This window comes from Quisquiliibacterium sp. (genome assembly GCF_982640115.1).
In genome coordinates this window covers 1-5,677 of record NZ_CEXFHW010000217.1, presented here as the reverse complement: position 1 = coordinate 5,677, position 5,677 = coordinate 1, and the positions used below count along the sequence as shown (strand labels likewise).

Genomic DNA, 5,677 nt, shown 5'->3' with positions numbered 1-5,677 from the left:
CAGCTGGCCGAGCATCTGCGTGAATCCGAAGCGCTCGGCCGGCTGCTGCAGTTCGATGGCGAGCAGATAGGCGAGCAGCACCGACTGGATGCCCGAGGGCGCCATGAAGGCAGCCACGCTGGTGTAGTACCAGGCGATGGCGGCGCGGGGCGTGGCGGGCACGCGGCCGGCCGGCGGGCCGGGCGCCGCGTGTCTGGGCGGGACGGAGCTCAGGGTGGACTCTGGGTGGTGGACGGCACACGGGAGGGTGGGCCGGGATGCCAAGCCTAACCGACCTGCTCGCGGTGCCGCCTTTCAACATTCGAAACGCCGCGGACTGCGAGACCGATTGCGCGCTTGCACGACGACTCGGCCGCAGCCTATCTTGCCGCAAGACCCCGGCAGAAGCGGGGGCATCTGCCCGCCAGACGGGCACCAAGAGATTCCACACGGAACGCACAGGGGGAGACCATGAAACGCTTCGTCATGCAGGCGGCTGCCGCCGTCTTCGGGCTTGCTGCCACGCTGGCCAGCGCGCCGGCCCAGGCCCAGGCCACCATCAAGATCGCCTACACCGATCCGCTCTCGGGCCCGTTCGCGCAGGTGGGCGACGCCAACCTGAAGCAGATGCAGTACATCATCGACTTCATCAATGCGCGCGGCGGCGCGCTCGGCCGCAAGTTCGAGCTGGTGCCCATGGACAACAAGTCCCAGCCCAGCGACGCGCTGCTGGCGCTGAAGAACGCCACCGACCAGAACATGCCCTTCATCATGCAGTGCAGCGGCTCGAACATTGCCGCCGCGCTGATCGAGGGCATCGAAAAGCACAACGACCGCAACCCCGACAACCGCATCGTCTACATCAACTGCGGTGCGGTGGCCACCGAGCTCACCAACGACAAGTGCAGCTTCTGGCACTTCCGCTTCGATCTGAACGCGGCGCAGAAGGCCGAGACCATGATCCGGGCGCTGCCCAAGTCGATCACCAAGATCTACCTGCTCAACCAGGACTATCTCTTCGGTCAGTCGGTGCAGCGCGATGTGAAGGCCTTCGCGGCCAAGCTGCGGCCCGACCTGCAGGTGGTGGGTGATGAACTCATCCCGCTGGGCAAGATCAAGGACTTCACCCCCTACATCACCAAGATCAAGGCCTCGGGCGCGCAGGCGCTGCTCACCGGCAACTGGGGCCCGGACATGAACCTGCTGGTGAAGGCCGGTCTCGATTCCGGCGCCGACCTGCGCTACTACACCATGTATGCGCACCTGGCCGGCGGCCCCACCGCGATCGGTCCGGCCGGTGATGGCAAGGTCTACGCCATCATGTCCTTCGGCGAGAACCATGCGGTCGAGATCAAGAATGTCGAGGCCGAGGCCTTCACCAAGGGCTTCCGCGAGAAGCACAAGTTCGACTTCTCGGCGGCGGGCTTCCGCACCATCTTCGAGTACCTGCAGGCTGCGGTGAACAAGGCCGGCGCGGTCGATGCCACCAAGATCGCCTTCGCGCTCGAGGGCATGGCCCGCAAGGACTTCCTCGGCTACGACACCGTCATGCGCAAGGACGATCACCAGATCCTGTCCGAGTACTTCGTCGGCGTGTTCTCCAAGGGCAACAAGTACGACTCCGAGGGCACCGGCCTGGGCTGGAAGACCGCGGCGACCATCCTCGCCAAGGACCTCGAGCACCCCACCTCCTGCAAGATGAAGCGGCCGGCCCAGAAGTAAGGCCAAGGCCAACGCCCGCCGCGCAAGGCGCCGCCTTGCGAGGCGCGGGCCCAGACCGCCCGTGCGCGCGTGCGCGCGCCGGCGCGGCCGGTGTCGATCGCTTCACGGAGGCGGTGTCGTGGAAGTCTTCCTGGTCTCGCTGCTCAATGGCCTGGTGTACGGCATGCTGCTGTTCATGCTGGCCAGCGGCCTGACGCTGATCTTCAGCATGATGGGCGTGCTCAATCTCGCTCATGCCAGCGCCTACATGCTGGGCGCGTACTTCGCGTACACGATCAGTCAGGTCATCGGATTCTGGTGGGCGCTGCTGCTGGCGCCCGTGCTGTGCGGGCTGATCGGCGCGGCCATCGAGATGTGGGGTCTCAGGCGGGTGCACCGCAACGGTCATGTGGCCGAGTTGCTGTTCACCTTCGGCCTGGCGCTCATCATCGAGAAGTGCGTGCAGATGACCTGGGGCCTGCTGCCGGTGCCCTACCGGGTGCCGGCCCTGCTCGATTTCCCGCTGTTCAGCGTCTACGGCACGCAGTTCCCGGCCTACCGCGCCTTCATGCTGCTGATCTCCGCGGCGATGTTCGGTGCGATCTGGCTGGCACTGACCAAGACCCGGGTGGGCCTGGTCATCCAGGCCTCGCTCACGCACCCCGACATGGCCCGCGCTCTCGGCCATGATGTGCCGCGCATGTTCACCCTGGTGTTCGCCAGCGGTGCGGCGCTTGCCGGCCTGGCCGGCGTGATTGGCGGCAACTACCAGACCACCGAGCCGTCCATGGCCTTCACCATGGGCCCGATCGTCTTCGTGGTGGTGGTTTTCGGCGGCCTGGGCTCGCTGCTGGGCTGCTTCATCGCCTCCCTGCTGATGGGCCTGATCCAGACCTTCGCGGTGGTGTTCGACTACTCGGTGGCCGACCTGCTCAAGCAGTTCGGACTCACCGTGACCAGCGCCACGCCCTTTGCCGAGTTGCTCACCGTGCCCCTGCCGCGCATCGGCGCGCTGCTGCCCTACGCGCTGCTGGTGCTCATCCTGTGGTTCCGCCCCCGCGGCCTTCTCGGGACTCGCGACACATGAACACGCTCTTCTCCGGCAAGCAGCGCGGCTACTGGGTGATCGCGCTGCTGGTGCTCGTGGCCCTGCCCTGGGCGTTCTACAATTGGTCCACCGGGCGTCACTCGGGCTTCGTGCTCACCCTGGCCAGCGAGATCGGTCTGATGATCATCTTCTCGCTGTCGTTCAACATGCAGATGGGTCAGGCCGGCCTGCTGTCCTTCGGCCATGCCATCCTGTTCGGTCTGGCCGGCTACACCACGGCCCATCTGCTCAACGGCATCAAGTCGAGCGGCATCTGGTTCCCGATGGAACTCGTGCCGCTGGTGGGCGGCCTGGCCGGGCTGGGCTTTGGCATCGTGTTCGGCTACCTCGCCACCAAGCAGCGGGCCACGGCTTTCGCGATGATCACCATGGGGCTGGGCGAACTGGTGGCTGCGGCAGCGCTGATGTTCATGGGGTTCTTCGGCGGCGAGGGCGGCATCACCACCAATCGCGTGATCGAGGCGAGCCTGGTGGGCGCCAGCTACAGCGCGCCCTTGCAGGTCTATTACCTGGTGGTGGCCTGGGGGCTGATCGCCACGGCGCTCATGCTGCTCCACACCCAGACCCCGCTCGGTCGCATGGCCAATGCCCAGCGCGACAACTTCGAGCGCGCGCAGTTCGTGGGCTACGACCCGCAGCGCATCCGCTTTTACCAGTTCGCCATCTCGGGCTTCTTCGCGGGTATTCCGGGCGCTCTCTACGCGATCCTCTACGAGATCGTCACCTTCGACTCGGTGGGTGCGGCCAAGTCCACCACCGCGCTGCTGGCCAGCTACATCGGCGGGGTGGGCGGCTTCTTCGGGCCGGTGATCGGCGCCATCCTGGTGGTGCTGCTGCAAAGCGGCGTCAGCCTGCTGTCGAACGCCTGGCTGCTCTATGTGGGCGTGCTGTTCATCGTGATGGTGATGTACGCCCCCGGCGGCATCGTCGGCATCGTGGCCGAGCATCGGCCGATCGCGCGGTCGGGCCAGCTCGGGCAGCTGGTGCTGCCCTACCTTCGCCTGCTGCCGGCGGTCCTGCTCACGCTCTTCGGCTTCGTGCTGCTGGTCGAGCTCACCTCGTTCACCACCATCGGCGCGGCCCAGGGCAAGCAGTTCAAGGTGGGCGGCATGGCCGTTGCCACCGGCGGCGCCCAGCCCTGGCTGGTGGCCGCCGCGGCGCTGGTGCTCGGTGGCCTGTGGCTGCGCTGGGAGGGCCGCCGCTTCATGGCCCGCTGGAATGAACTCATCGAGCAGGCCAAGCTGGCTGCCGGAGGTGCGCGATGACCGCGGCACTCGAACTCACCGATGTCCGCAAGAGCTTCGGCCAGACCGAGATCATCCGCGGCGTCAACCTCAGCATTCCCAAGGGCCAACGCCACGCCGTGATCGGTCCGAACGGTGCCGGCAAGACCACGCTGTTCAACCTGATCAGCGGCCGCTTCCCGGTCACCTCCGGAACCATCTCGCTCAACGGCCAGCGCATCGACCAGCTGCCCCCCCACGAGATCAACCGGCGCGGCCTGTCGCGCAGCTTCCAGATCACCTCGATCTTCCCGCGCATGACGGTGTTCGAGAACATCCGCTGCGGGCTGCTCTGGGCGCGCGGCTACAAGTACTCGTCATGGCATCTGCTGGGCCGGCAGAAGGCGCTCAACGAGGCCAGCGAGGCGCTTCTCGAGCGCCTGAACCTCAAGGCGCGGCGCGACCTGGTGGCGGGCCTGCTCTCGTATGCCGAGCAGCGCTCGCTCGAGATCGGCATCACCATTGCGGGCGGTGCCGAGGTCATCCTGCTCGACGAGCCCACCGCCGGCATGAGCCACAGCGAGACCGACTATGCGGTGGAGCTGATCCGCTCGGTGAGCGAGGGCAAGACCCTGCTCATGGTGGAGCACGACATGAGCGTGGTGTTCGGCCTGGCCGATGTGGTGTCGGTGGTGGTGTACGGCGAGGTCATCGCCAGCGATGTGCCGCAGAACATCCGGGCCGACAAGGCCGTCCAGGAAGCCTACCTCGGAACCGAGGCCGCATGATGCTCGAAGTCCGCGATCTCCACGCCTACTACGGCAAGAGCCACATCCTGCAGGGGGTGGACCTGACGGTCTCGCAGGGCGAGATCGTCAGCCTGCTCGGGCGCAACGGGGTGGGCCGCTCCACCACCTGCAAGGCGATCATGGGTCTGGTCGCCCCGCAGGGCGAGATCCGCTTCAAGGGCCAGCCGATCGCGGGCCTGCGTCCCGAGCAGATCGCTCACGCCGGCATCGGCTATGTGCCCGAGGACCGGCAGGTGTTCCCCACGCTGTCGGTGCAGCAGAACCTGGAGCTCGGCATGAAGAAGGCCGGCCGCTTCGGGCGCTGGACCTTCGACGATGTCTACCGCCTCTTTCCCAACCTCGACCGGCGGCGCCACAACCCGGCGGGGGTGCTCTCCGGCGGCGAGCAGCAGATGCTCACCATGTGCCGCACCCTCATGGGTGACCCTGATCTGGTCATCATCGACGAGCCCACCGAGGGCCTTGCGCCCAAGCTGGTGGAGCAGGTGGGCACGCTGCTCGACGAGATCGCCCGCCGTGGCGTGGCCATCCTGCTGGTGGAGCAGAAGCTCACCATCGCGCTGCGGATCTCCTCGCGGCTCTATGTCATGGGTCACGGCCGGATCGTGTTCGAAGGCGATACCGCTGCCCTGAACGCCAACGCCGGCGTGCGCAAGGAGTGGCTGGAGGTCTGAGTGGCCTGAGGGCGGCCGCGTGGTGATGCCGGCCCCCGGGGTCGGCTCGCGCGCCCCGACAAGTCCGGTAGCCGCCACCGTCCGTCGACCGGCGGCGCGCGTCCGGCGCCACCTCGGCTTACACTCGGAGGGTTTGTCTCATTGAGGTGTCGCTTTCATGGATGAAAAACCGGCGGATCCGGC

General features: G+C 66.8%; 5 protein-coding genes. All 5 read left to right on the top strand.

The annotated features are described in order from the left end of the window. Positions 1 to 450 precede the first annotated feature (450 nt). The 5 genes from AC2H6A_RS17430 (at position 451) to AC2H6A_RS17410 (ending at position 5,494) form a co-directional block, all read left to right on the top strand. Positions 451 to 1,701: a branched-chain amino acid ABC transporter substrate-binding protein gene (locus AC2H6A_RS17430; RefSeq protein ID WP_484274987.1), complete on the top strand. Its 1,251-nt coding sequence runs from the start codon at positions 451 to 453 to the stop codon at positions 1,699 to 1,701. A gap of 118 nt (positions 1,702 to 1,819) precedes the next feature. Next, entirely contained in the window at positions 1,820 to 2,767 is a 948-nt protein-coding gene (locus AC2H6A_RS17425) for a branched-chain amino acid ABC transporter permease (RefSeq protein ID WP_484274986.1), read from the top strand. Next, positions 2,764 to 4,053, top strand: a complete 1,290-nt coding sequence (locus AC2H6A_RS17420) for a branched-chain amino acid ABC transporter permease (RefSeq protein WP_484274985.1) — start codon at positions 2,764 to 2,766, stop codon at positions 4,051 to 4,053. The genes AC2H6A_RS17425 and AC2H6A_RS17420 overlap by 4 nt, the downstream gene beginning before the upstream one ends. Next, entirely contained in the window at positions 4,050 to 4,799 is a 750-nt protein-coding gene (locus tag AC2H6A_RS17415; RefSeq protein ID WP_484274984.1) for an ABC transporter ATP-binding protein, read from the top strand. The genes AC2H6A_RS17420 and AC2H6A_RS17415 overlap by 4 nt, the downstream gene beginning before the upstream one ends. Further along, on the top strand, positions 4,799 to 5,494 hold the full coding sequence (locus tag AC2H6A_RS17410; protein WP_484274988.1) for an ABC transporter ATP-binding protein: 696 nt from the start codon (positions 4,799 to 4,801) through the stop codon (positions 5,492 to 5,494). The genes AC2H6A_RS17415 and AC2H6A_RS17410 overlap by 1 nt, the downstream gene beginning before the upstream one ends. Positions 5,495 to 5,677: the final 183 nt, after the last annotated feature.